The following is a 25,137-nucleotide window of genomic DNA, read 5'->3' on the forward strand; positions in this document are numbered from 1 at the left end:
TGCCATGACTCTATTGACGATTGCTACCACCCAAATGCCCTGCACCTGGGATTTGCCGCGCAACCTCGACCTTGCCGAGCAGTTGGTTCGCGAGGCCGCGGCGAAGGGCGCTCAAGTCATCCTGTTGCAGGAGCTGTTTGCCACGCCGTATTTCTGCATCGAGCAAAGCCACAAACACTTGGCTCTGGCTGAAGAATATCAATACAGCCGTGTACTCAAACGCTTTGCCGCGTTGGCCAAGGAGTTGGGCGTGGTGCTGCCGCTGAGCTGGTTCGAGAAGGCCGGCAATGCCTATTTCAACTCTCTGAGCGTGGCCGATGCCGACGGGCGCTTGTTGGGCGTGTATCGCAAGACTCACATCCCCAACGCCATCGGTTATCAGGAGAAGGAATACTTCAGCCCCGGCGATACCGGTTTCCGGGTCTGGGACACCGCGTTCGGGCGCCTCGGTGTGGGGATCTGCTGGGATCAGTGGTTCCCCGAGACCGCCCGTTGCCTGGCGTTGATGGGCGCTGAAGTCTTGTTGTTTCCCACCGCCATCGGTTCTGAACCTGGCTGCGCCGAGCTGGATTCCCGTGACCACTGGCAGATGACCATGCGTGGCCATGCGGCCGCGAACATCCTGCCGGTGGTGGCCGCCAATCGCGTCGGCCGAGAAGCGGCGACCACCGATCCGACCTTGCAAATGGGCTTCTATGGCTCGTCGTTCATCTGCAATCACAAAGGCAAAATGCTCGCCGAGGCCGACCGTGACAGCACCGGCGTGCTGGTGCACAGCCTGGACTTGAGCGCCATGCGCGAAGAGCGCCTGAGCTGGGGCATCTACCGCGACCGTCGCCCTGAGATGTACGGGGCGTTGTTGAGTCAGGACGGTCGCCACCTTCATGCACGCTGGAACACTCAAGGAGTTTGATATGGGCATTGCGCACACGTTGTTGCTCGGCACCTTGGGGTTGGCACTGGCCTCGTCGTCGCTGCACGCCGAAGAGAAAACCCTCAGGCTGTACAACTGGGCCGATTATTTCGCCGAGGACACGCTGGCGAAATTCACCGCTGAAACCGGGATCAAAGTGATCTATGACGTCATGGATGGCAGCGAAACGCTGGAAGCCAAGATGCTCGCCGGTGGCAGCGGTTATGACCTGATTTTCCCCGGCGACACGGTGGCCGAACGCTTGATGCGCGCCGGCAGCCTGCTGCCGCTGGACCGCAGCAAACTCACCGCGCTGAACGACATCGAGCCCGGATTGCAGAAACTGCGCAGGCAGTATGAAACCTCGAGTCAGGCCACCGTGCCTTACACATGGGGCACCATCGGCCTGACCTACAATGATGAGCAGATCAAACAGCGCTTGCCCAATGCGCCGGTCAACAGCCTCGATATGTTGTTCAAGCCGGAGCTGGCCGGTAAATTTGCCGACTGCGGTATTTCGATGATCGACTCACCGGATGAAGTACTCGCCGTGGTCCTCAATTACCTCGGTCGGGAACCGCGCAGCGCCAAGCCCGAAGACCTCGCGGCGGCGAGTGAATTGCTGATGAAACTGCGGCCACACATTCGCAAGTTCCAGTCGCAGCCGGTGACCGATCTGGTGAACGGCAACCTGTGCGTGTCGCTCGGTTACAGCGGCGACATGACCCAGGCGCAACGGACGTCAGACAGCGCCGGCAAAAGTACCCGATTCGAGTACCGCATCCCCCGTGAAGGCACCACCGTGTGGATGGACACCATGGCGATTCCGGTCGATGCGAAACATCCGGAGTACGCTTATGCGTTCATCAACTTCGTCATGCGCCCACAGAACATGGCCGACATCAGTAACTTCACCGGCTACCCGACCTCCAACGCCAAGGCGCGGCCGAGCGTCGGTGCGACAATGCGCAACAACCCGGACATCTATCTTGATGAAGCCACCTATGCGCGGCTGATTCCGGGCAAGGACATCCCCCAATCCGATATGCGCGCGCGGATGCGCACCTGGACCAAGTTCAAGACGGCCACCGCGAAATGAGTTCACTTTCCAAGGATCAATACATGTCGACGCGTCGCGAGTTCATCAAGCAGGTTTCAGTCGTGGCGGGGATGGGGGCGGTTGCCTCCATCGGTTTCGGCCTGACGCCTTCATACGTGCACGCAGCCACCCAAGTCCGTTGGCGCATGCCGGATGAGGGTGATCGCCACGAGCGGGCCTTCATTGCTTTTGGTGCACAAGAGGCGATCTGGGAGGATTTCACCGCCGACGTGCAAGCGGCCATTGGCCTGATTGCGCGCACCATCGCCCGCCATGAACCGGTCACCGTTTTCTGTCGCGAGCACGAGCGGAGCCTGGCCGAAGAGCATTGCGGCAAGAGCAACATCACCTACGTCGTCACCGAACTCGACGACATCTGGATGCGCGACATCGGCGCCAACTTCGTCATTGATGACAAGGGCGTACTTGGCGCCGTGGATTTCAACTTCAATGGCTGGGGCAACAAACAGCAGCACAGCGAAGATGCGCAACTGGCGGCACAGGTGGCCGACGCCACGGATGCGCGTTACCTGCGCAGCGAACTGGTGGGCGAGGGCGGCGGCATCGAAGTGGATGGTCACGGCACCGGGATCATGACCGAGAGCAGCTGGATCAATAAAAATCGCAACCCGGACTGGAGCAAGGCCGAGGTCGAGGAAGAACTGAAAGCCCGCTTGGGCCTGCGCAAAATCATTTGGCTGCCGGGCATCAAGGGCAAGGACATCACCGATGCGCATGTCGATTTCTACGCGCGTTTCGTCAAGCCCGGCGTGGTAATCGCCAACCTCGACAACGACCCCGAGTCATATGATTACAAGGTCACGCGGGCTCATCTGGACATTCTGAAAAATGCCACGGATGCCGATGGCCGCAAGTTGCAGGTGCATACGGTGTCGCCGCCGCTCAATCCACGAAAGAGCAGGTTCAACCGCAGCAACCTGGACTTTGCAGCGGGCTATATCAACTACTTCGTAATCAACGACGCGGTGATTGCGCCGGAGTTTGGTGACAAGGTGGCAGATGCCAAAGCCTTTGATCTGTTGTCCGGGCTCTATCCGGATAGAGAGGTGGTGCAGCTCAACATCGACGCGATCTCGGCCGGCGGTGGCGGTATTCATTGTGTGACCAGTCATCAGCCGTTGGTTTAGTCTGCGATGCTCCACTGCTTGAGCCTGGTCGGGAGCTTTGTATGAAGGTTGGCGTGATTTCCGATACCCATGGATTGCTCCGCCCTGAGGCCCTTGCGGCTTTGGAGGGGTGTGAGCGGATCATTCATGCGGGCGACATCGGCAGCTCCGAAATCCTTGAGCAGCTGGGGGCAATCGCTCCATTGAATGTCGTGCGCGGGAACAATGATCTTGACGCTCCCTGGGCAAAGGATCTTGCAGATTGCCTGCGTTTCGACCTCAACGGGTGGGAGGCGTTGCTGGTGCATGACATTGCCGATGTCCCGGCCGTGTTTGATGCGACGGTCAAACTGGTGATCACCGGCCATTCGCACAAGCCGTGCATCGAATGGCGCGGTGAAGTGCTTTATCTCAATCCGGGTAGTGCGGGACGCAGGCGCTTCAAGTTGCCGGTGACGCTGGCGTTGCTGGAGGTATTCGATACGGCAATAGAGCCGCGCCTGGTCTCGCTGTTGGAGTGAAGTGCGCGAAGCAAAAAACGGTTCGTTGGGTGCGCTCTACCGCAAGTCGGTACTGAAGTTCGAGGGAGAGGGCCTGCTGATCTTTCGATTTGGCAGCAAGCTCAGGACAACAAATTTTCGCCATCCCCCAAACCGACAGTAAGTCCATCAGTTGGTCGAAGCTTTTTTTCATGTTGTTCAATTTCCGCCCGCAATGCAGCAGCGCCGCTGCCTTCAAGCGCAATCAGTAGCGCCGAGAGCAAATCCGGCCATCCCGGTCCAGGCGCTGTTTCCATAGTCCTCCGTACCCGTCAAATCGCACATGGCGAAATTTTGATACTACACGTCGGGTTGACGGGAGCGACGAAGCGCTGACGACGATTATTGTTTTCGCACAAAAGCAGGAAACAATAATCATGCTGCCGTCGAACAAAAGAATTGATAGTCACGTTCACTTTTACACGTCGGATGATCTTCGCCGGGTGGCTGGCTCGCTGCCTTACACCTTGCCTGAACCGCATCCGCTGACGACTTATCTGGACAAGCTGATTGATGCCGGAGTGGTTCCGACAGTCATTAACAATGTCCATCTAAGTATCCTGCCGGATTCAGAAAACGTGTTTGCTTCGTTTGATGAACTGAAGAGTCTCCAGGCTGCGAATCCTTCGCGCTATGGGGACGTCAGGTTGGTCGGGACGATCAAGGCCGAACCCGCTTACGCCACCAAAGAACGCCTTTCGCACCCGCAGGTTATCGGCGCGCGAATCGTTCTGCACGATGCCAGGCCTGAAACGGTTTCCGATACGCGCTTCAGTGATGAGCAATGGTCGGCGTTTTATGCGCGTCTGTTACCGCACCAGCACCTGCACATTTATGCGAAAGAGGCCGAGACCAATCTGCGCGTATTGCGCCAGATCCCTGACGATGTGCGCGTCATCATCGATCATCTGGGCAGCTGCCATAGCGAGCGCGGCACCATGGAGCCGGCCTACCTTGCGCTACTTGCCGAGGCGGGAAGGCGAGGCAACGTGTGGTTCAAGGGGCCGGGCTATCGCACCTCGGTCTCTCCCGTGGAAACCGCACGTTTCGTCACGCAAATAGTCAGCGCTCTCGGCGCCGACAAGATTCTCCTGGAAGCCACCGACGCCCCTCATGTGGGAACCGACAACAACGGTGTGGCGTATTCCGAGCTGTTTGATTTGCCCAGCGCTTTCGATTTCGTCGATGCCGTTGCGCAGCTTGTTTCTACAGAAACCCGAATTCCCGTTGGCCAACTTCTTCGAGGAGCTTCTGGCCAGTTGGTTAGTTGATCTACGCCCACACTCACACTTCGAGATACCCAGCGATGACGAACATCATTACCCAAGAAATCAACTTTGCCGTTCAGTACGGCGATGAAACCCTGAGCCTCAAAGGCACGGTCTTTCAGCCAGAACAAATCGACTCGGCACTTCCACCCGTCATCTTCAACTCCGGCTTCACCGGCGGCGTCACCATGTACGGTCAGCTGTTCGGCCGTGCCCTGGCGGCCCGGGGCTATCGAGTCATGACGTATGACGTGGCGGGTTTCTTTTCCAACAAATACATCCGCAACACGATTAAGGCCGCAGGCATCGAGATCACCGATGTCAGCCTGGAAGACCAGAAGGATGAAGTCCTCGGCGCCGTAGCCTGGGCACGAGACAATTTTGGCGAGATGCCAGTCGTGGCGTCCTGGGCGATGGGCTCGACTGCGAGCCTCGGCGCGGTGGCTGAACTCGCCGCAGCGGGTGGCGAGCAGATCCGGTTTTGGGTGCCGATGAGCTACACCAACATCAGCAAGTTGCAAGCCTTGCGCACCGACAAAGCCGCCGCCGACGCTGCGATCCAGCAATTGGCGGATGACGCGCCGATCCCGCCGTTTGATACCGGGACCGAATCGACTCGTCTGGGTTATTACCCGCTCGATCCTGAAACCCAGGCCTACGTTGATCAGCAACTGGGCGGTTACACCGAAGCGGGCGGCGCCGACCGTTGGCCTGGCTGCACGCATGTGACGGCAAAATCCTACAAGTCCTATGTGGCGTATGACCCGGAGCAGTCCATCGAGGGGGCAAAAGGCTTCCCGCCAGCGCTGATCATCCACGGCGCCGAGAACACCCTGCACATGCCGTCGGAATCCGAGCGTCTGCACCGGCACTACCCGGGTGATGCAGGTGCGGGTGCGCTGATCATCCCGCACATGCAGCATGGCCAGCAGAATCAGGTCGACAGCCCTGTTTTCAAATCGATGATCCAGAGCATCGACGAAGCGATCCGCGCGCGCAGCTGATCTGCTCGCCACTCTCCTGCGGGACCTTGCAATGAGGTCTCGCAGCGTTCGTCGTTGCGAGGAATCGATCTGGCTGAATGCGTGCCAAGGCCCTAACATAGCGTGTCCAAAGCCACTCCCTCGGGCTGGCCTGAGCCGTGATGTCTGAACGGCTGGACCCACTCATGACAAGGATCTGGCGATGACAAGCCCCATTGAAGCAGCGACGCCAGTGAACGGTTACACAACCAAGCGAATCGGCCTGCTCATACTCCCTCAGTTTTCCATGATGGCATTGGCTGGCGCCAGCGAGCCGCTGCGGGCGGCGAACCGGCTTTCCGGGAAAACGCTGTATGAGTGGACCCTGCTCACGGAGTCCGGCGGGCCGGTCAGTTCCAGCAGTGGTATCGAAATCCAGACCGTGCCGATTGATCAAGCGCCCGAGGTCGATCGCGTTTTTGTCCTGGCGAGCCTGGATATCGAACATCAGAAGCCGCCGAAAATGCTGCGCTTTCTACAGCGCGCTGCGTCCCGTGGTGTCACCGTTGGTGCACTGAGTACCGGTACGTTCATTCTTGCCCGTGCCGGGTTGCTGGAAGGGAAGCGGTGCACGTTGCACTGGGAGTCGATCGGTCAGTTTGCCGAAGAGTTTCCCACCATCGAAGTCACCAAAGAACTGTACGTCAACCATGGAAATCGCTGGACCTGCGCCGGGGGGACGGCGGCCATCGACCTCATGCTGGCGCAGATCGCGCTGGATTTCGGTAACCCGCTAGCCGCGAGCATCGCCGAGCAATTCCTGCACGCACGGATACGGGCGCCGGAAGAACATCAGCGGATGTCGATCCAGTGGCGGTTCGGGATTCACGATCGACGGCTCACGGCGGCCATTGCCGCCATGGAAGACAACCTGGAAAACATCGTCGGCATCGAAGAGATCGCCGACCGGTGCAATCTGTCCCATCGTCAGCTGGAGCGCTTGTGGCACCAGCACTTCGGGATGACCCCGAAAAAATTCTATCTGGAGCTCAGGCTCAACGAAGCACGCCGGTTGCTGCGTGAAAGCACCCAGCCCATTGCGTCCATTGCCTACAGCTGCGGCTTTGTTTCTGCCTCGCATCTGGGGGCCGCTTACCGTCGCGTGTGGGGATGCACGCCGGGTGAAGAGCGGCGGAAATTTGATGATGCCCATTCCTGATTTCAGCCCTTGGTAAATTGGCGTCAATCCCTCGCCAACCCCCACCGAGCAATCCTCCCCGTAAAACCCAATAGCTAGCTAATGACTTGGCCCGACAGCAGGTGCGCACTGGCGGGCCTGGGTTATTTGGCGATCCTGTATGCTTTCTTCATGACTCGATCCTTCAACTCGCACCGCACGCGGTCGGGTCTCGTGACGTCGGTTTTTTGATAGAAATCGTCGAACTCAAAGCGCAGGCTCCGTTCGTGAGCGCGGTAAGGTTCCTTACAAATCCGGCGTCCACTTCCAGATGCGCAGCCGGCAAAAACAACAATGACGTAAAGAAGGCCTATCAACCATGGAAACCTTGAGTTTCATTCTGGAAAACGGCGGGCTGATCAGCCTGCTCCTCGGACAGCACCTGCTCATCGTGGCGGTAGCGGTGGGGCTGGCGATTCTGACCGGCGTGCCTGTCGGGATCGCGATATCCCAGCACCCCAGAACCCGCCGGTGGGTCCTGGCCTTCGCCGCCGTGCTGATGACCATTCCTTCTGCCGCGCTGTTCGGGCTGATGATTCCGGTCTTGTCCCTGATTGGCTACGGGATCGGCGTTGTACCGGCGGTCATTGCGCTGTTTCTGTATTCGCAGCTGCCCATCATCCGCAACACCACCACCGCGATCTCCAACATCGATCCTGCCTTGCGCGAAGCGGCAATCGGGATGGGCATGTCCACCTGGCAACGGCTGCGCAAGGTCGAGCTGCCGATTGCGGTCCCGCTCATCATGGCCGGCGTCAGGATGGCGACAGTCATCAACATCGGGATCGCCGCCATCGCCGCCTACATCGGCGCCGGCGGTCTGGGCAGCCTGATCATTCGCGGCATCGCCCAATCGGATACCCGGCAGCTGCTGGCCGGCGCCATCGTCATCAGCGTCATTGCCATTGCGGCTGACTATGCCCTGTACGCCTTGCAGCGCCTCCTGACGCCGAAAGGCCTGAACAAGAACAAAGTGGCCACTGGCCGAATGAAGGAAGCGACGACGTGATCCAGATCGAAAACCTGAACAAAAAATTTGGCTCAATCACCGCCGTAGAAGATGTCTCGTTCAACGTTGAAGAGGGACAGATCTGCGTACTGCTCGGGCCGTCGGGTTGTGGCAAAACCACGACGCTGAAGATGATCAACCGCCTGATCACGCCCACGTCGGGCACCATCAGAATCGGTGGTCGCGATACGGCCGAACTGGACAGCGTCACGCTCAAGCGATCCATCGGCTACGTGATCCAGCAAGTCGGTTTGTTCCCGAACATGACCGTCGAGGAAAACATTTGCGTCGTCCCCAATCTGCTGGGATGGGACAAGACCAAAAGCCGCAAGCGAGCGGCGGAATTACTGGAAGTGGTCGCGCTGGATCCGTCGAAATTCCTCAAGCGCTACCCGTGTGAACTCTCGGGTGGCCAACAGCAGCGCGTCGGGGTTGCCCGCGCCTTGGCCGCGGACCCGCCGGTGATGTTGATGGACGAACCGTTTGGTGCGATCGACCCGATCAACCGGGACGTGATCCAGGACGAGTTCATGCGCATCCAGCGCCAGGTCGGGAAGACCGTGCTCTTTGTCAGTCACGACATCGACGAAGCCGTGAAGATGGCGGACTGTGTCGCGCTGTTCCACAACGGCAAGATCGAGCAGTTTGGCAGCTCGGATGACCTGTTGGCCCGGCCCAACAGCGAGTTCGTGGCGAATTTCATGGGCGGCGACCGGATCATGAAACGCCTGCGACTGCTGCGGGCGGCGGATGTCGCCAGCAAGATCCCGCCGAGGGAACAGATGCAGATCGTGGGCGGCAACAGCGCCATCTCCACACGTTCGCAACTGGTGGTGAAACCCGGAGATGACCTGCGCCAGGTGCTTTCGCAGCTACTGGGACGCGGCCAGGACTGGGCGCTGTGCAACGACAGCGACGGGCGCTTTATAGGCTACGTCCATCAGACCGACATCCTGGCAAGGCTTGTCGACAACATTACTCCGGCGGTGCACTGACGATGTCTGACTTGATGATCAGATTTTGGCAAGGGCTTCAGTTTTACTGGGGCGATATCAGCTACCTCACGGTTCAGCATCTGCAGATCGTGGCCATCAGTGGCGCCTTGGCGCTGGCCGTAGCGCTGCCACTCGGCGTCTGGATGAGCCGTCCCGCGAACCAGCGCTACGCCATGGCCAGCATGCAGTTCCTCAATGTCGGGCAGGCGATACCCAAGCTCGCACTGCTGGCGTTGGCCATGAGCTTCATCGGCGTAGGCAGTGGCGCGGCCATCATCGGCTTGTTTGTCGCGACGTTGTTGCCGGTGGCGGTCAACACCTATGAAGGGTTGCGCGCGGTGCCGCAGCACTTGGTGGAGGCGGCCGAGGCCATGGGCATGACGCCTGCGCAAACCCTGTGGAAAGTCGAAATCCCGAATGCGATGAACGTGATTTTCGCCGGCATCCGCACGGCGCTCGCCATCAACGTCGGTACCGCGCCGCTGGCCTTTCTGGTCGGCGGAGGAGGGCTGGGCGAGTTGATCTTTACCGGCATCGACCTGAACGACTTCGGCATGATGTTGGCCGGTGCCGCGTCAACCGCGCTGTTGGCGATTGCGGTCGACCTGTCGTGCGGTTTGATCCAGAACGTTGCCGTGTCGCGGGGCTTGAGGTTGGCCGGGCGCGAATGAATTAGAAAACCATCGATAAAAACCAATAATACGAGGTGCACCATGATTCATCGAATGCTAGTCAGTCTGATCTGTACGCTGAGTCTTGTTTCAGGTGTCGTGGGCAGTGCTTCTGCCAACAGCACGATAGTGGTCGGCGGCAAGAAGTTCACCGAACAGCAGCTGGTGGCGGAAATGACCACGCAATTGTTGCGCGCCAATGGCTACAACGTCGATAAGCGCCCGGATTTGGGTTCGTCGGTATTACGCGCGGCGCAAGAGAACGGTCAGGTCGACGTGTATTGGGAATACACCGGCACTTCGCTGATCACTTACAACAAAGTCATGGACAAGCTGAGTGCCGAGGAAACGTATAAGAAGATCAGCACCCTTGACGCAGAGAAGGGCATCACGTGGTTGAACCCTTCAAAAGCCAACAACACTTACGCATTTGCCATGCGTAAGGACGAGGCCGATAAGGATGGCATCGTCTCAATCAGCGATCTGGCGAAAAATATCGGAGCAGGCAAAGTCTATAAATTCGCTTCCAACGCTGAGTTCTTTTCGCGGCCCGATGGCTTGCAGCCTCTTCAAAAGACCTACGACTTTGAGTTCGAACGCAAGAACGTCGTGCGCATGGACGGTGGGCTGACCTATCAGGCGCTTCGGGATGGCCAGGTGAATGTGGCGTTGGTGCTGTCGACTGACGGGCGGATTCCAGCCTTTGGCTTTGTTGTGCTGAAGGACGATAAAGGCTTTTTCCCAAGCTATGCGCTGACGCCGGTGATTCGTACTGAAGTCTTCAAAGAGAATCCGAAGATCGGCGAATTGCTCAATGCGCTCTCTTCCAAACTGGACGACGAAACCATTGCCGGCCTCAACTCCCGGGTCGACGTAGGCCGTGAGTCGATCGAGAGCGTGTCCAAGGAATTCCTGCAGCACAGCAAGTTGCTCTAATTGTTCATGCACAACACACATCACCTGTAGGAGCTGGCTTGCTGCGGGCGGCGTTCCGGCGATTGCGTCCGATCAGTCAAATAATTTGTCGACTGATCCACCGCTATCGTCGGAACGCCGCCCGCAGCAAGCCGGCTCCTACAGGGAACGCGTTCGCCTGGAGAATCATTAATGCAGTCGATTAAAAAGTTCGTGGCATGGTCATTCGTGATGTTTGCGGCAAGTGCTCAGGCCGATGTCGCCATCGACCACATGACGCTCGCCGATATGCGGCAGGCGTTGAACAATGGGACGATCACTTCCGAGCAACTGGTCAGGCATTACCTGGATAACATTCGCGCCAACAATCACCAGGGCCAAAACATCAACGCGCTGGTGACGATCAATGAAGCAGCGATCGAGCAGGCGCGGAAATGGGATGCCCAACGAGCCAAAAATCCCACTGCTCAATATGCGCCTCTGGCCGGTATTCCCTTTGTCGCGAAGGACAACTTTGATACCCGCGGCATGGTCACCTCTGGTGGTTCTTATGTGTTGCGTTCCTCTCTGCCGAACCAGGATGCCTTCACCGTCAAGAAGCTGATCGACGGGCAAGCGATTCTTCTCGGTAAAGCCAACATGTCCGAACTGGCTGCATCCTTTGGCTGGTTTGGCTACAGCTCGTTTGGCGGGCAGACGCTGAATCCCAACAACACCAAGCGCGATGCGTCTGGCTCCAGCAGCGGCTCGGCTGCGGCGGTGGCGGCGAAATTTGCGCCTTTTGCGTTGGGGTCGGATACCAGCGGGTCGATCCGGGCGCCGGCCAGCGTCACCGGTACCGTGGGCTTTCGACCTTCGCTCGGGCTGATCAGTCGCAGCGGCATCATTCCGCTGTCGCTCGCGTTCGATACCGGTGGAGTGATCACCCGCAGTGTGGTGGATCAGGCAATCGTACTGGATGCGATCAAGGGCCAGGACAACAGCGATTCCGCGACTCTCGACGTGGCTTCAGACCGCATACAGTTTGAGCAAGCGCTGGACCGTACCTCACTGAAAGGCAAGACCATCGGGGTCATCACAAATTTCAAGGGCGCAAACCCTGAGGTGGATGCGGTTTTCACGGCTGCTCAGGAAACGCTTGCCAAGCGGGGGGCTCATGTCGTTGCCATTGACCTGCCAAAGGGCTTTGAAACGCTTTGGAGCGATGTGCTGGGGCCGGTGGGAGAGAGCGAATTCAAGCCGCAATTTGAACGCTACCTGGCAACCCTCGGTGCCAACCAGCCGCGGACGCTGGAAGGGTTTTTGGGGCTTGCCAGGAAAAATCAGGCCCAAAACGGTCCGCACGGAATGAACCCGGCGCGCCTGGCCGGGCTGGAAGCGCTATCGAAAGCCGATAGCACCGATTCGCCGTTGTACATCTCGATCCTCTCCAGAAAGATTCCGCAATTGCGTGCGCAACTGATGGGCATCATGCAGAAGAACAAAGTGGACAGCCTGTTTTTCGCGACCATCAATTGCCCGGCGTCGGTGGTTCATGGCGTGACGGATGACAGTTACGTCTGCAAGGCCGGTGATACCTATGCGTCTTCGTACATTGCCTCCGCGACCGGGTTCCCCGAGATCACGGTTCCTGCGGGCACCATAAAGGGCAATTTGCCGGTGGGTGTTTCGTTCCTGGGCGGCTATGGGGAAGACGCCAAGGTGGTGAGTTTCGGGTACTCGTTTCTTGAACGGTAGGTTTTCCTGATGCCCCGCGTTGTCTGGATCGCCAGCAAGCCGGCTCCTACAGGATTGGGGTGTTCATTGATCGGGTGAACGACGCATACCTTGTAGGAGCTGGCTTGCCAGCGATGGCGGTTTGTCTGGCACACCGGGTTGCCCGGATCGCCAGCAAGCCGGCTCCTACGGGATTGGGGTGTTCATTGATCGGGTGAGCGACGCCTGCCTTGTAGGAGCTGGCTTGCCAGCGATGGCGGTTTGTCTGGCACACCGGGTTGCCCGGATCGCCGGCAAGCCGGCTCCTACAGGGATTGGGTGAGGCTGGGTCTTGTGTGCGCCGCTGCACTGTAGGAGCCGGCTTGCTGGCGATGCAGACGACGCGGTGCATCGGCGGACGTCGTCATATCTGCGCCAGCAACCAGGTACGGAACGCGATCAGCGAAGGCAGCCTTTCGTTGCGCGGTGGGTAGGTCAGGTAGTAACTGCGCTGGCTGGCCAAGGGTTGGTCCAGGCTGATCAGCTCGCCGTTGGCCAGCTCGTCGGTCACCAGGATGCGCGGCACCAGACCGATACCAATGCCCGCTCTCACGGCCTGGATCAAGTGTGAAGTGAGTTCGAAACTCGGCCCCAGCCGCATCATTCGATGGGGCAGGCCGTGGTGGCTGAACCACTCGCCCCAGACGTTGGCGTTGTTCGCGACGTTGAGCAGCGTCTGCCCGCCAATGCGTTCCGGGGTCCAGGCGTCATGGGCCTCGGCCGCTTCTGGAGAAATGATCACCATCAATTCTTCCGTGTGCAGGCGATGGCTGATCAGGCCCGGCGAGTCGGCCGTGCCGACGACGATTGCGGCATCGATGCCACTGGTTTCGAAGTCGATGGCTTCGATCCGGGAGTTGATGTGCACCAGCATGCCGGGATGGGTTTTGTAGAAGTCGTGAAGGCGCGGCAATAACCATTTCGAACCGAACGTGGGCAATGTGGCCAGGCGCAAGGTGCCGCTGCCTGACTGATAAGCCAGCGCCTGCAATGTGGCGCTGCGGATGCGCCCGAGCGCGTCGCTCATTTCCCGCTGGTAAAGACGACCGACGTCGGTCAATTGCACCTGCCGACCTTCGCGACGAAACAGCGTCAGGCCCAGTTGCTGCTCCAGCGCCTGGACTTGCCGGCTGACGGCGCTTTGGGTCAGTGACAGCTCCAGCGCGGCGCGGGTATAGCTTTCATGCCGGGCGGCGGCTTCAAAAGCCAGCAGCAAGGACATGGACGGGGTGAGATGGCGGTAATTCATTCGTAAAAGTCATCGATAGCGGCAGGATTATCCGTTTGTTCGGCGTCGGAACCTGCAGGATCATTGGCTCAGCCGACGACCTGAGGCTGACCTATTAATGCTCAGGCGACAAGTATTTTGATTTCCGTGATTAGACCTACAAGAGATTTTCCAGCGATGATCGCCCAGTTGCCTACCGCTGCACCCGCCGCACAGTACCCGGAATTCCTCCAGGCCTTGCGTGCCGCCGGTTTCCGCGGTCAGCTCAGTGCCGACTATGCCACCCGCACCGTGCTGGCGACCGATAACTCGATTTACCAGCGTCTGCCGCAAGCGGCGGTGTTCCCACTGGATGCAGACGACATCGTGCGCATCGCAACATTGATGGCCGAACCGCGCTTTCGCCAGATCAAGCTGACCCCACGTGGCGGCGGCACCGGCACCAACGGCCAGTCGTTGACCGACGGCATCGTGGTTGACCTGTCGCGACACATGAACACCATCCTCGAAATCAACGTCGCCGAACGTTGGGTGCGGGTGCAGGCGGGCGTGGTCAAAGACCAGCTCAATGCCGCGCTCAAACCTCATGGATTGTTTTTCGCCCCGGAGCTGTCGACGTCCAACCGGGCCACCGTTGGCGGCATGATCAACACGGACGCCAGCGGCCAGGGCAGTTGCACCTATGGCAAGACCCGCGATCACGTGCTGGAACTGCACAGCGTACTGCTCGGCGGTGAGCGCCTGCACAGCCAGCCTTTGTCCGATGTACAGCTGGACGTTGCGTGTGCGCAACCCGGCCGTATCGGCGAGGTGTACCGCACCGCACGGCAGATCCAGGAAACCCAGGCCGAGCTGATCGAGGCGGTGTTCCCCAAACTCAATCGCTGCCTGACCGGTTACGACCTGGCGCACCTGCGCGACGAGCAGGGGCGTTTCAACCTCAATAGCGTGCTGTGCGGTGCGGAAGGTTCGTTGAGTTACCTCGTCGAAGCCAAGCTCAACGTGCTGCCGATTCCCAAGTATTCGGTGCTGGTGAACGTGCGTTACAGCAGCTTCATGGATGCGCTGCGCGATGCCAATGCATTGCTGGCGCACAAGCCGCTGTCCATCGAAACCGTGGACTCCAAAGTGTTGCTGCTGGCGATGAAAGACATCGTCTGGCACAGCGTCGCCGAGTATTTCCCGGCGGATGCCGAGCGCCCGACGCTGGGTATCAACCTGGTTGAATTTAGCGGCGAAGACCTGTCGGAGGTGAACACTCGCGTGGCGTCGTTCGTGACGCATTTGCAGGCCGATACGACGATCGAACGGCTGGGCCACACGCTGGCCGAAGGTGCTGAAGCGGTGACCCGTGTCTACACCATGCGTAAACGCTCCGTCGGGTTATTGGGCAACGTCGAAGGCGAGGTCCGCCCACAGCCGTTTGTTGAAGACACCGCCGTACCGCCTGAGAAACTCGCCGACTACATCACCGAGTTCCGCGCATTGCTCGACAGCCATGGCCTGGCCTACGGCATGTTCGGCCACGTCGATGCCGGCGTGTTGCATGTGCGTCCGGCGCTGGACATGAAAGACCCGAAGCAGGCCGCGCTGGTCAAGCCGATTTCCGATGCCGTGGCCGAGTTGACCCGGCGTTATGGCGGGCTGCTGTGGGGCGAGCATGGCAAGGGTTTGCGCTCGGAATACGTCCCCGATTTCTTTGGCGAACTGTATCCGGCGCTGCAATCGCTCAAGGGCGCGTTCGACCCGCACAATCAGCTCAACCCCGGCAAAATCTGCACCCCGCCGGATGCTGCCCAAGGCTTGCTCAAGGTCAACGAAGTGACGCTGCGCGGTGATCTGGATCGGCAAATTGACGAGCGCGTGTGGCAGAGCTTCGGCAGCGCCGTGCACTGCAACGGCAACGGCGCTTGCTACAACTATGACCCCAACGATGCGATGTGCCCCTCGTGGAAAGCCACCCGGGAACGCCAGCATTCGCCGAAGGGCAGGGCGTCTTTGATTCGCGAGTGGTTGCGCCTGCAAGGGGCGGCCAACATTGATGTGTTGCAAGCGGCCCGGGGCAAATTGTCGTGGTTGAGCGGGTTGCCGGCGCGGCTGCGCAACAACCTGGCGCGCTCGCGCGGCGAGGCGGATTTCTCCCATGAAGTGTACGACGCCATGGCCGGCTGCCTGGCCTGTAAATCCTGCGCGGGACAATGCCCGGTCAAGGTCAATGTCCCGGAATTCCGCTCGCGTTTTCTCGAGCTGTATCACGGTCGCTATCAACGCCCGATGCGCGATTATCTGATCGGCTCGCTGGAGTTCACCATTCCCTACATGGCCTACGCGCCGGGCCTGTACAACGCGGTGATGGGTTCGAATTGGGTGAGTCGTTTGCTGGAGCGACACGTCGGCATGCTCGACAGTCCGCTGATCCACCGCTTCGACCTGCAGAACACGTTGACCCGCTGCAAAGTCGCTGTCGCCAGCGTGCCCGCCCTGCGCGAACTGACTGCCGCACAACGTGAGCGAAGCGTGGTGTTGGTGCAGGACGCCTTCACCCGCTACTTTGAAACACCGCTGTTGGCGAGCTATATCCAGTTGGCGCATCAGTTGGGCTACCGCGTGTTTCTGGCGCCCTACAGTGCCAACGGCAAGCCTTTGCACGTGCAGGGTTTCCTCGGTGCATTCGCCAAAGCGGCGATCCGCAACGCCAATCAGCTCAAGGCCCTGGCCGACTGTGGCGTGCCGTTGGTTGGCCTGGACCCGGCGATGACGCTGGTCTATCGCCAGGAATATCAGAAAGTGCCGGGCCTCGACGGCTGCCCGAAAGTCTTGCTGCCCCAGGAATGGCTGGTTGATGTGTTGCCTGAAAGGTCCCGTCACGCTGATCAGACGTTCCGTTTGATGGCGCACTGCACCGAGAAGACCAACGTCCCGGCCAGCACCTCGCAATGGGAAGCCGTGTTTGCCAGGCTTGGGCTGAAGCTGGTGACCGAGGCAACCGGCTGTTGCGGCATGTCGGGCACCTATGGCCACGAAGCGCGTAACCAAGAGACCTCACGGACTATTTTCGAGCAGTCATGGGCGGGCAAGCTGGACAAGGCGGGTGAAGCGCTGGCGACGGGCTATTCGTGCCGCAGCCAGGTCAAGCGCCTGGCCAGCAAGCAATTGCGTCACCCGCTGGAGGTGGTGTTGGAGCATGTGCTCGTTGAGTGAAGAGTAGGGCGTCAGTCCGGAACGCCTGCCTGCTCTTCTTTCTCGGGAGCAGCAGGCCAGGCACTGATCACCGATTGCAGGAACTGTCCGGACAACTCAGGGTTGTCCAGCGCCCTGGCAATCAGCATCGCCCCGGCGATCGATGACAGGATGCGCAGCGATTCCTGGTATTTCTCCTCGTGACTTTCCCCTTCGACCAGCGCCATCAACGTGTCGATCAAACGCTCGACGCCTTTGGTGAAGGAGTTGCTGACGGTCCCGCCGGCGCGGGCAACGTCAGCGCCCAATGCCGGGATGGGGCAGCCCTCGGTCCAGTTATCCAGGTGCCCTTGCGTCAGGTAACCCTTGATGAGCTCGGGAATGGATTTGGCGTCCCGCCAGTCCTGGATATTGGACTCGAACGTGCGGGTGACGGCTTCTGAAGCCAACTGCTCCTTGCCGCCCGGAAACTGTCCGTAAAAGCCGCCATGGGTCAGGCCCACGGAGCGCGACAGTTCACCAATGCCGATGCCGTCGATTCCCTTTTCCCGATACAGCCGGGACGCGGCCGTGAGGATCGCCTCTTTGTTCGCGGCGGCCTGGTCTTTCGTGACTTTCATGAGACTGCTCCTGTCGCCAGGTCGGCATCGCTTGGGAAAAGCTGTGCTGAGAGACTGGTATTGATGATGCTCGTCATATAAAGTTGCTGCAATGGCTTTTCCGGTATCGACTCAAGTCTGGCGGATTCCCCGCCTGTGGCTCAAGTCAAAAATCTCTACGTGGACCTGCCCCATGAAACGTAATGATCTGCACAGTATCGATCTGAATCTGCTGGTGGTATTCGACACGCTGATTCAGGAGCGAAACCTCACCCGCACCGCTGAGAAACTGTCGCTGGGCCAGCCCGCCATCAGCGCGGCGCTGGTGCGTTTGCGCAAGTTGTTCAACGACCCTTTGTTCGAGCGCATCGGTCGCCGAATGGTGCCCACCCCACGGGCATTGAGTGCGGCGCAGACGCTGGGGCCGGCGCTGGATTGCGTGTGTTCGGCAATCGCTCACAAGAGGGGTTAACCGGGTCGCCCCCTTTTTTTGCTCTTAAACATGACGGCTATCATTAATGATGATAGCCAACTTCACTCCGTTCGATTCGTCGTGACCTCGCGCGAGGCCGAGAATCCGCAAAATCCCAAACCGTCTGGCGGACACCCCCCATGGAACAGTCACTCAAACCTTTGCGTTATCCCCTGGCTGCGTTGGCGCTGCTGATGCTTACCGCGTGTGAACGCACACCCAGCGCCGCACAGGCTCCGGGGGCGCCGCACGTTACCGTCGCCAAAGTGCTCGAGCAGCCCATTACCGAGTGGGATGAAGTCACCGCTCGCCTGGAAGCACCGGAAACCGTCGAGGTTCGTCCACGGGTGTCGGGCCAAATCGAACGTGTTGCCTTTACCGATGGCGCGCTGGTGAAGAAGGGCGACTTGCTGTTCCAGATTGATCCACGGCCGTTCGAACATGAGGTGCATCGCATCGAGGCGCAGCTGCAACAGGCACGCGCCACCCTGGTCCGCACCGGCAACGAAGCACAGCGCGGCCAACGTCTATTGAGCAGCAACGCGATCTCCGCAGAGCTCGCCGACACCCGCACGACCACGGCGCAAGAGGCCAGGGCCGGTGTCGATGCCATTCAGGCGCAGCTGGATCTGGCGCGTTTGAACCTCAGTTTCACCCGCGTTACCGCGCCGATCACCGGCCGCGTCAGCCGTGCGGAAATCACCGCCGGCAACATCGTGACCGCCGACACTACAGCGCTGACCAGCGTGGTCTCCACGGACAAGGTCTACGCCTATTTCGATGCGGACGAGCGCATGTTCCTCAAGTACAGCCTGCTTTCCCGCCAGGGCCAGCGCGGTCAAGCCACGCCGGTGTACATGGGCCTGTCGAACGAGGAGGGCAACAGCCACCTCGGGCAGATGAACTTCGTCGACAACCAGGTCAATCCGAAAACCGGCACCATCCGTGGTCGCGCGGTGTTCGACAACGCAGACGGTCAATACACCCCCGGCCTGTACGCCCGGTTGAAACTGGTGGGCAGCGCCGCCTATCCCGGCCTGTTGATCAAGGACGAAGCGGTGGGCACCGACCTCGGCAAAAAATTCGTGCTGGTGGTCGATCAGGACAACAAAGCCGTGTATCGCAGCGTCGATCTGGGGCCGAAGCTGGAAGGCTTGCGCATCGTGCGCAGCGGCTTGCAGAAAGAAGATCGCATCGTGATCAACGGCTTGCAGCGCGTGCGGCCCGGCGCAGTGATCGACCCGCAGGATGCGCCGATGGCCAGCCCGGAAACCGTCGCCACACTGGCTCGCCAGCGTCAGGCCATCGAAGCCTCCAATCAGCCGGCTGCCGCTAAATCACCTGCCCTGGTGAAAGCGGATTCTGCCGCTGCGCCTCGCGGATAAGGAGCACCGACATGAAGTTCTCCCAGTTCTTTATCACGCGGCCGATCTTCGCGGCGGTGCTGTCGCTGCTGATCCTGATCGCCGGCGCGATCTCGCTGTTCCAGTTGCCGATCAGTGAATATCCGGAAGTGGTTCCACCGACCGTCGTCGTTCACGCCAACTACCCGGGCGCCAACCCGAAAGTCATCGGCGAAACCGTGGCAGCCCCTTTGGAGCAAGCCATCACCGGCGTCGAGAACATGCTGTACATGTCCTCGCAATCCACGGCTGACGGCCGGCTCACCCTGACCGTGACCTTCGCGTTGGGCACCGATCTGGACAACGCCCAGGTCCAGGTGCAGAACCGTGTGACCCGTACCGAGCCCAAGCTGCCCGAGGAAGTGACGCGTATCGGTATCACCGTCGACAAGGCGTCTCCCGAGCTGACGTTGCTGGTGCACTTGGTGTCGCCGGACAAACGCTACGACATGCTCTACCTGTCCAACTACGCGATCCTCAACGTCAAGGACGAGCTGTCGCGCCTGGAAGGGATCGGCGATGTTAAGATGTTCGGCATCGGCGATTACTCGCTGCGTATCTGGCTCGATCCGGACAAAACCGCCTCGCGTAATCTGACTGCCACTGATGTGGTCACAGCGGTGCGTGAACAGAACCGTCAAGTCGCCGCCGGGCAACTGGGTTCGCCGCCCGCGCCGAATGCCACCAGCTTCCAGATGTCGATCAACTCCCAGGGGCGGTTGGTCAGCGAGGAAGAGTTTGAAAACGTGATCGTGCGCAGTGGTCCGAACGGCGAAATCACGCGCCTGAAGGACATTGCCCGGATCGAACTGGGTTCCAACCAGTACGCCTTGCGCGCCTTGCTCAACAACCAGGAAGCGGTGGCGATGCCGATCTTCCAGCGGCCAGGTTCCAACGCCATCGACGTCTCCGACCAGGTTCGGGCGAAGATGGCCGAGCTGAAGAAGAACTTCCCGGAAGGCATGGATTACGAGATCGTCTACGACCCGACGATTTTCGTCCGCAGCTCGATTGAGGCGGTGGTGCACACGCTGTTCGAAGCACTGATTCTCGTGGTGCTGGTCGTTATCCTGTTCCTGCAAACCTGGCGCGCTTCGATCATTCCTTTGGTGGCCGTGCCCGTGTCGCTGATCGGTACGTTTGCCGTGATGCATCTGCTCGGTTTTTCGCTCAACGCGCTGTCGCTGTTTGGCCTGGTACTCGCCATCGGGATCGTGGTCGACGATGCCATTGTGGTGGTGGAGAACGTCGAACGAAACATTGAATCCGGACTGGAACCGGTCGAGGCGACCAAGAAAGCCATGGGCGAAGTGACCGGGCCGATCATCGCCACGGCGCTGGTGCTGTGCGCGGTGTTCGTGCCAGCTGCGTTCATCTCCGGGCTGACAGGGCAGTTCTATAAGCAGTTCGCGTTGACCATTGCGATTTCCACGGTGATCTCGGCGTTCAACTCCCTGACCTTGTCGCCGGCGTTGGCGGCGGTGTTGCTCAAGGCCCATGGCGCACCGAAAGACCGGTTCTCCAGAGTGCTGGATCGTTTGCTCGGTGGCTGGCTGTTCAAACCGTTCAACCGTTTCTTCGAAAAGGCCAGTCACGGCTACATGGTTGCCGTGGCCAAAGTCATTCGTGGCAGCAGCGTGGCGTTGTTGGTGTACGCCGGTCTGATCGCCATGACCTGGATGGGTTTCAGCACCACGCCGACCGGCTTCGTGCCGACCCAGGACAAAAAGTACCTGGTGACCTTCGCGCAATTGCCGGACGCCGCGAGTCTCGACCGCACCGAGTCGGTGATCCGTCGCATGAGCACCATCGCCATGAACGAGCCGGGTTTCGACAGTGCCGTGGCATTCCCGGGCCTTTCAATCAACGGTTTCACCAACAGCCCGAACGCCGGTATTGCGTTCATCGGCTTGAGTTCGTTCGAAGAGCGTAAAGACCCGAGCCTGTCTGCCAAGGCGATTTCCGCTTCGCTCAACGGCAAGTTCGGCGGCATTCAGGACGCCTACATCGCCGTGTTCCCGCCACCGCCGGTACAAGGCCTGGGCACCATCGGTGGCTTCCGTCTGCAGATCGAAGACCGTGGCAACCTGGGCTACGACGAGCTGTACAAAGAGACGATGAACATCATCGCCAAGAGCCGTAGCACGCCGGAGCTGGCCAACCTGTTCACCAGCTACACCGTCAACGTGCCGCAGGTCGAAGCCGCCATTGACCGGGAGAAAGCCAAGACTCACGGGGTGAAGATCAACGATATTTTCGACACCTTGCAGGTCTACCTGGGCTCGCTGTACGCCAACGACTTCAACCGTTTTGGCCGGACCTATCAGGTCAACGTGCAGGCCGAGCAGCAGTTCCGCCAGGAGCCGGAACAGATCGGTCAGTTGAAGGTGCGCAATGATCGCGGCGAAATGATCCCGCTGGCCACGTTCGTCAAGGTCAGCCCGACGTCAGGCCCTGACCGGGTCTCGCACTACAACGGTTTCCTCACCGCAGAAATCAACGGCAGCGCCGCCCCCGGCTACAGCTCCGGACAGGCACAAGCCGCGATTGAAAAGTTGCTCAAGGAAGAGTTGCCCAACGGCATGACGTACGAGTGGACCGACCTGACCTACCAGCAAATCCTGTCGGGCAACACGGCGCTTCTGGTGTTCCCGCTCTGCGTGCTGTTGGCGTTCCTGGTGCTGGCGGCGCTGTATGAAAGCTGGAGCCTGCCATTGGCGGTGATCCTGATCGTGCCGATGACCCTGCTGTCGGCGATTGCCGGGGTGATCATTTCCAAGGGCGACAACAACATCTTCACCCAGATCGGCCTGATCGTGTTGGTCGGCCTGGCCTGCAAAAACGCGATCCTGATCGTCGAGTTCGCCAAGGATAAACAGGACCAGGGCATGTCGCCGCTGGATGCGGTGCTGGACGCTTGCCGCATGCGTCTGCGGCCGATTCTGATGACGTCCTTCGCGTTCATCATGGGGGTGATTCCGCTGGTGACGTCCACGGGTGCCGGCTCGGAAATGCGCCGTGCGATGGGCGTCGCGGTGTTCTCCGGAATGCTCGGCGTGACCTTCTTCGGGTTGCTGCTGACGCCGGTGTTCTTCGTGCTGATTCGTCGCTACATCGAGCGCAAAAACGCGCACAAGGTCACCAAGGCTCATCAGGCAAACGTGCTCAATCAGGAGGCACATTCATGAACACCTTGAAGCTTTTTTTACCCAGCCTCCTGGTCGTCGCGCTCGGCGCCTGCACGGTAGGTCCCGACTACAAAACGCCGGACACCGCGCCCGCCAACGTCGTGTCTGCCCAAGGCAGTGCCTACGATCAATCGCGATTTGAAACGGTGTGGTGGCAACAGTTTGATGACCCCACGCTCAATCAGTTGGTGAGCAAATCCCTGGAGGGCAACCGCGACTTGCGCGTCGCGTTTGCCCGCTGGAAAGCGGCCCGGGCTATTCGTGATGATGTCAGCAATGACAATTTGCCGGTCGTCACCAGCCGCGTCAGCAGCCAGCATGGCAAGTCGCAAGTGCCTGGCCTGACCGAAAGCCGCGTCAATATCGAGCGCTACGACCTGGGCCTCGACATGGCTTGGGAAGTCGATCTGTTCGGCCGGATCCAGCGTCAACTGGAATCCAGCAGCGCCCAGGAAGACGCTGCCGCCGCAGACTTGTTTCAGCTTCGCGTGACAATGATCGCCGAGCTGGTGGATGCCTACGGCCAATTGCGCGGCGCGCAGTTGCGGGAAAAAATTGCCCTGGCCAACCTGAAGAATCAGCAGGATTCGCGCAGCGTGACGGTCAGCCTGCGCGATGCCGGCGTGGGCAATGAGCTCGACGTGGTGCGTGCTGACGCACGTTTGGCGGCTGTCGAGGCGACGGTTCCGCAACTGCAAGCGGAACAGGTACGGCAGGAAAACCGCATCGCCACGCTGTTGGGTGAACGCCCGGATACGTTGAGCGTGTCGTTGAGCCCTGCGCAGTTACCCGCCATCGCCAAAGCGTTGCCGATCGGTGATCCCGCCGAGCTGCTGCGCCGGCGTCCCGATGTGCTCGCCGCCGAGCGCAGGCTGGCGTCCTCCACGGCGGAAATCGGCGTGGCCACCGCCGACCTGTTCCCGAGAGTGAGCTTGAGCGGCTTCCTCGGTTTCACCGCTGGCCGTGGATCGCAGATTGGTTCCAGTGCCGCCAGAGCCTGGGGATTGGGACCGAGCATTACCTGGGCAGCTTTTGACCTGGGCAGTGTGCGAGCGCGCATCCGGGGTGCCGACGCGAATGCCGAAGGCGCCTTGGCTACCTACGAACAGCAAGTGCTGCTGGCGCTGGAAGAGTCGGAAAACGCCTTCAGCGACTACGGCAAACGCCAGCAGCGGTTGCTGTCGTTGATCCGGCAAAGCGAGTCCAGCCGAGCTGCGGCAGACCTGGCGGCGATCCAGTACAAGGAAGGCACGGTGGATTATCTGGTGTTGCTGGATGCGCAGCGTGAACGCCTGAACGCCGAGGATGCGCAGGCGTTGGGTGAGACTGATCAGTACCGGGGCATCGTCGCGATCTATAAGGCGTTGGGAGGAGGGTGGGACAGTGGCGGCAAAAAAGTGGTAGCAACGAACTGATGCTGGTGTGAGATCTGTCGCCCTACGCTGACGGTGTGGGGCGGCCGGTCGGATATTTCGGATGCATCACCATCCTTTCACGCCACTCATATCGGGCAACTTGTGCGCAATACCCTTGTGGCAGTCGATGCAAGTGGCCTCGCCCTTGGCCAATGCGGTGGAGTGCATGGCCGCAGCGCGTTTGCCCTGGCGGGTAAAGTCCATGAACTCAAAGTTGTGGCAGTTGCGACATTCGCGCGAGTCGTTGGCCTTGAGCCTGGCCCATTCATGTTCCGCCAGTTCACGGCGCAAGGTGAGGAATTTGTCGCGGGTGTCGATGGTGCCGAACAGCTTGCCCCAGACTTCCTTCGACGCCTGCATCTTGCGCGCGATCTTGTGCGTCCACTCATGGGGGACGTGGCAGTCCGGGCAACTGGCGCGCACACCGGAACGGTTGGTGTAGTGAATGGTGTCCTGCAACTCGACATAGACGTTGTCGCGCATCTCGTGGCAGGAAATGCAGAACTTCTCGGTGTTGGTCAGCTCCAGCGCTGTGTTGAAACCGCCCCAGAAAATGATCCCGGCGATAAAGCCGCCCAGTGTCAGAAACCCCAGGCTGAAGTAAACGCTGGGTCGACAGAGGATGCCCCAATAATCCTTAAGCAGGGCGAACAGTGCTTTCATGGCGCCTCCTCAAGGTTTTTGCGCAGCGTTGGCATCGTCTTGCAGGATTTTGTCGATGGTTTCAAAGGTGTTGCCCACCAGCGGCAGTACCTCTTTTTGCGGCACGTGGCACTGAGTACAGAAGTAGCGCCGGGGCGAGACTGCCGCCAGCGCCTGACCGTCGCGGTCCATGTAGTGGGTGATGCTGATCATCGTCGCCTGGGTGCGCGCGCTATTGGCCCGGCTGTGGCACGTCAGGCATTTGTTGCCGTTCTTGTCGATCTGGTACCCGCGAATGCTGTGGGGAATGGTCGGCGGCTGGTCAGGATAGTTGCGCTCGCGCTTCAGGTCCTTGTTTTCATCGTTGGCAATCGGTGGCGCGGGCATGCTCCGGGTGAGGGTGCCGCCGGGGCGGCGACCGTCGGGGCCGGGGGCATCCAGCGGGTAATCGACCTCGGCGGCGAGCACCATGCCCATTGCGGCAAGCAGTACCAGGGGCAGGATTCGAAAAGTCATGACG

General features: G+C 59.9%; 22 protein-coding genes. 17 read left to right on the forward strand and 5 right to left on the reverse strand.

Annotated elements, in window-relative coordinates; translation table 11 throughout:
• Positions 1-4 precede the first annotated feature (4 nt).
• Genes aguB through KGB27_RS03170 form a run of 4 tightly spaced genes read left to right on the forward strand, consistent with a single transcriptional unit; the run spans position 5 to position 3,660 of the window.
• A complete protein-coding gene (aguB, locus tag KGB27_RS03155; RefSeq protein WP_192228276.1) occupies positions 5-913 on the forward strand; it encodes an N-carbamoylputrescine amidase in 909 nt (302 codons plus the stop codon).
• Position 914: 1 nt separating this feature from the next.
• Positions 915-2,012 carry an extracellular solute-binding protein gene (locus KGB27_RS03160; RefSeq protein ID WP_223553154.1) on the forward strand — a complete coding sequence of 366 codons (1,098 nt, stop codon included), beginning with the start codon at positions 915-917 and terminating at the stop codon, positions 2,010-2,012.
• A 23-nt stretch (positions 2,013-2,035) separates the two neighbouring features.
• On the forward strand, positions 2,036-3,160 hold the full coding sequence (locus KGB27_RS03165) for an agmatine/peptidylarginine deiminase (protein WP_223553156.1): 1,125 nt from the start codon (positions 2,036-2,038) through the stop codon (positions 3,158-3,160).
• A 41-nt stretch (positions 3,161-3,201) separates the two neighbouring features.
• Positions 3,202-3,660: a metallophosphoesterase family protein gene (locus KGB27_RS03170; RefSeq protein WP_223553158.1), complete on the forward strand. Its 459-nt coding sequence runs from the start codon at positions 3,202-3,204 to the stop codon at positions 3,658-3,660.
• Positions 3,661-3,761: 101 nt separating this feature from the next.
• Here the strand turns inward: KGB27_RS03170 and KGB27_RS03175 are convergent, their stop codons facing one another.
• Entirely contained in the window at positions 3,762-3,935 is a 174-nt protein-coding gene (locus KGB27_RS03175) for a hypothetical protein (RefSeq protein WP_157222767.1), read from the reverse strand.
• 120 nt (positions 3,936-4,055) lie between these two features.
• Between KGB27_RS03175 and KGB27_RS03180 the strand changes: the two genes are divergently transcribed.
• From KGB27_RS03180 to KGB27_RS03215, 8 genes are all read left to right on the forward strand, one after another.
• A complete protein-coding gene (locus KGB27_RS03180) occupies positions 4,056-4,949 on the forward strand; it encodes an amidohydrolase family protein (RefSeq protein ID WP_223553160.1) in 894 nt (297 codons plus the stop codon).
• Positions 4,950-4,984: 35 nt separating this feature from the next.
• On the forward strand, positions 4,985-5,950 hold the full coding sequence (locus KGB27_RS03185; protein ID WP_223553162.1) for an alpha/beta fold hydrolase: 966 nt from the start codon (positions 4,985-4,987) through the stop codon (positions 5,948-5,950).
• Positions 5,951-6,131: 181 nt separating this feature from the next.
• Positions 6,132-7,127 (forward strand): GlxA family transcriptional regulator, encoded by a 996-nt coding sequence (locus KGB27_RS03190; protein ID WP_008038932.1) that lies wholly within the window; start codon positions 6,132-6,134, stop codon positions 7,125-7,127.
• A 337-nt stretch (positions 7,128-7,464) separates the two neighbouring features.
• The gene (locus KGB27_RS03195) at positions 7,465-8,154 is read left to right on the forward strand and encodes an ABC transporter permease (protein ID WP_192228271.1); all 690 of its coding nucleotides are present in this window, start codon (positions 7,465-7,467) and stop codon (positions 8,152-8,154) included.
• On the forward strand, positions 8,151-9,149 hold the full coding sequence (locus tag KGB27_RS03200; protein WP_008038926.1) for an ABC transporter ATP-binding protein: 999 nt from the start codon (positions 8,151-8,153) through the stop codon (positions 9,147-9,149). The genes KGB27_RS03195 and KGB27_RS03200 overlap by 4 nt, the downstream gene beginning before the upstream one ends.
• Positions 9,150-9,163: 14 nt before the next feature.
• Complete coding sequence (locus KGB27_RS03205) at positions 9,164-9,820, forward strand: ABC transporter permease (RefSeq protein ID WP_223553164.1); 657 nt, start codon at positions 9,164-9,166, stop codon at positions 9,818-9,820.
• Positions 9,821-9,874: 54 nt separating this feature from the next.
• On the forward strand, positions 9,875-10,756 hold the full coding sequence (locus KGB27_RS03210; RefSeq protein ID WP_223553166.1) for a glycine betaine ABC transporter substrate-binding protein: 882 nt from the start codon (positions 9,875-9,877) through the stop codon (positions 10,754-10,756).
• Between the two features lie 171 nt (positions 10,757-10,927).
• The gene (locus KGB27_RS03215) at positions 10,928-12,472 is read left to right on the forward strand and encodes an amidase family protein (protein WP_223553168.1); all 1,545 of its coding nucleotides are present in this window, start codon (positions 10,928-10,930) and stop codon (positions 12,470-12,472) included.
• 382 nt (positions 12,473-12,854) lie between these two features.
• On the opposite strand, the gene KGB27_RS03220 is transcribed toward KGB27_RS03215, so the two are convergent.
• On the reverse strand, positions 12,855-13,739 hold the full coding sequence (locus KGB27_RS03220; RefSeq protein WP_223553170.1) for a LysR substrate-binding domain-containing protein: 885 nt from the start codon (positions 13,737-13,739) through the stop codon (positions 12,855-12,857).
• A 156-nt stretch (positions 13,740-13,895) separates the two neighbouring features.
• Between KGB27_RS03220 and KGB27_RS03225 the strand changes: the two genes are divergently transcribed.
• Positions 13,896-16,919 (forward strand): FAD-binding and (Fe-S)-binding domain-containing protein, encoded by a 3,024-nt coding sequence (locus KGB27_RS03225; RefSeq protein ID WP_223553172.1) that lies wholly within the window; start codon positions 13,896-13,898, stop codon positions 16,917-16,919.
• Positions 16,920-16,930: 11 nt separating this feature from the next.
• Here KGB27_RS03225 and KGB27_RS03230 read toward each other — a convergent pair whose 3' ends face one another.
• Positions 16,931-17,518 carry a TetR/AcrR family transcriptional regulator gene (locus KGB27_RS03230; protein ID WP_223553175.1) on the reverse strand — a complete coding sequence of 196 codons (588 nt, stop codon included), beginning with the start codon at positions 17,516-17,518 and terminating at the stop codon, positions 16,931-16,933.
• A 172-nt stretch (positions 17,519-17,690) separates the two neighbouring features.
• Between KGB27_RS03230 and KGB27_RS03235 the strand changes: the two genes are divergently transcribed.
• The 4 genes from KGB27_RS03235 to KGB27_RS03250 all read left to right on the forward strand — a co-directional run bounded on the left by KGB27_RS03235 (position 17,691) and on the right by KGB27_RS03250 (position 23,975).
• Positions 17,691-17,969: a LysR family transcriptional regulator gene (locus tag KGB27_RS03235; protein ID WP_008038901.1), complete on the forward strand. Its 279-nt coding sequence runs from the start codon at positions 17,691-17,693 to the stop codon at positions 17,967-17,969.
• A gap of 140 nt (positions 17,970-18,109) precedes the next feature.
• Positions 18,110-19,354: a multidrug efflux RND transporter periplasmic adaptor subunit MexE gene (gene mexE, locus KGB27_RS03240; protein WP_223481201.1), complete on the forward strand. Its 1,245-nt coding sequence runs from the start codon at positions 18,110-18,112 to the stop codon at positions 19,352-19,354.
• 11 nt (positions 19,355-19,365) lie between these two features.
• Positions 19,366-22,560: an efflux RND transporter permease subunit gene (locus tag KGB27_RS03245; RefSeq protein ID WP_223553176.1), complete on the forward strand. Its 3,195-nt coding sequence runs from the start codon at positions 19,366-19,368 to the stop codon at positions 22,558-22,560.
• Entirely contained in the window at positions 22,557-23,975 is a 1,419-nt protein-coding gene (locus KGB27_RS03250; RefSeq protein ID WP_223553179.1) for an efflux transporter outer membrane subunit, read from the forward strand. Before KGB27_RS03245 ends, KGB27_RS03250 begins: the two co-directional genes overlap by 4 nt.
• Positions 23,976-24,041: 66 nt before the next feature.
• On the opposite strand, the gene KGB27_RS03255 is transcribed toward KGB27_RS03250, so the two are convergent.
• Positions 24,042-24,638, reverse strand: a complete 597-nt coding sequence (locus tag KGB27_RS03255; RefSeq protein ID WP_008038883.1) for a cytochrome c3 family protein — start codon at positions 24,636-24,638, stop codon at positions 24,042-24,044.
• Between the two features lie 9 nt (positions 24,639-24,647).
• Positions 24,648-25,133, reverse strand: coding sequence for a nitrate reductase cytochrome c-type subunit (locus tag KGB27_RS03260; RefSeq protein WP_008038876.1), 486 nt, complete (start codon positions 25,131-25,133; stop codon positions 24,648-24,650).
• Positions 25,134-25,137 lie beyond the last annotated feature (4 nt).

It is taken from the genome of Pseudomonas sp. BF-R-01 (assembly GCF_019946615.1).
GTDB lineage: Bacteria > Pseudomonadota > Gammaproteobacteria > Pseudomonadales > Pseudomonadaceae > Aquipseudomonas > Aquipseudomonas migulae.